Source organism: Mixta tenebrionis, assembly GCF_006517625.1.
Classification (GTDB): Bacteria; Pseudomonadota; Gammaproteobacteria; order Enterobacterales; family Enterobacteriaceae; genus Mixta; species Mixta tenebrionis.
The window spans coordinates 1-1,127 of the sequence record NZ_VHQI01000043.1 but is presented as its reverse complement, the minus strand read 5'-3'; the positions used below and the strand labels follow the sequence as shown (position 1 = coordinate 1,127).

General features: G+C 46.6%; 1 protein-coding gene. It reads right to left on the bottom strand.

Annotation, left to right across the window (positions count from 1 at the left end):
• Nucleotides 1-1,127: HsdR family type I site-specific deoxyribonuclease (locus FKM52_RS21425; protein ID WP_141178108.1), on the bottom strand; the 1,127-nt coding region annotated here is incomplete at both ends.

Below are 1,127 nucleotides of genomic sequence, written 5' to 3'. Positions count from 1 at the left end.
TTCTCTTTTTCACTGTCGATACTGGCAGGGTCAGGGAAGCGCTGCTCCAGCTCCGAAACAACAGCCATAAAACCTCGTTTAGCCTCGCCGGTTGCCGCATCGGTAAAGCCCTGCATGTACTCTTCGTAGCTTTTTTCCAGTACCACATTCTTGGTGTTTTTGTCGCCAAAAAGTGTGATGGCATCAATGGTCGGACGCTCCAGGTCCCTGAAAGTCACGATATTGCCGAAGGTTTTGGTGGCATCATAGATACGGTTTGTGCGGGAAAATGCCTGCATCAGGCCGTGATAACGGAGGTTTTTGTCAACGAAAAGAGTGTTAAGCGTCGGGGCATCAAAGCCGGTTAAGAACATTCCCACCACGATGAGAAGGTCGATATCCTGATTTTTCACTCGTTGAGCTAAATCGCGGTAGTAGTTCTGGAAGCCGTTACTGTCGGTACTGAAATTGGTTTTAAAGTGGTTGTTATAGTCATCAATGGCTGAATCCAGGAATTCCTTTGCGCTGCTGTTCATTGCGCTGGTATCAAAGCTTTCGTCAGTAATATCACCAATGGCGCTTTGCTCTTCATTTGCAGCAAAGGAGAAGATGGTTGCAACCCGAAGGCGTTTATAGCTGCCAGATTTCTTCTCTGCTTCTTCCTGTAGCATTTTAAACGTCGTGTAATAAGCTTTTGCCGCTTCCACGCTGCTAACTGCTAACATGGCGTTAAAGCCCTTAGCTCCCGGGAAGGTTCGGTGTGTTTTCTGACGGAAGTTATTGATAATGTATTGCGTTATTTCCTGGATACGTAGTGGATGCAGAAAGGCCTGGTGGTTTTCAGCCGCGCTGAGTTTTTTCTCATCAGTTTCCGTTTCAAGAGACTTAAACTGTGGGCGGACATCGTTATAGTCCACCTTAAACTTCAGCACTTTTTCATCACGAATCGCATCAGTAATTACGTAAGAATGTAATTCACGCCCGAATACGCTGGCGGTGGTTTCTGCTCCCAACGCGTTTTCCGGGAAAATAGGCGTACCGGTAAAACCAAACTGATAAAAGCGTCTGAATTTCTTTTTGAGGTTTTTCTGGGCCTCACCAAACTGGCTGCGGTGACACTCATCAAAGATAAACACCACCTGCTGTTG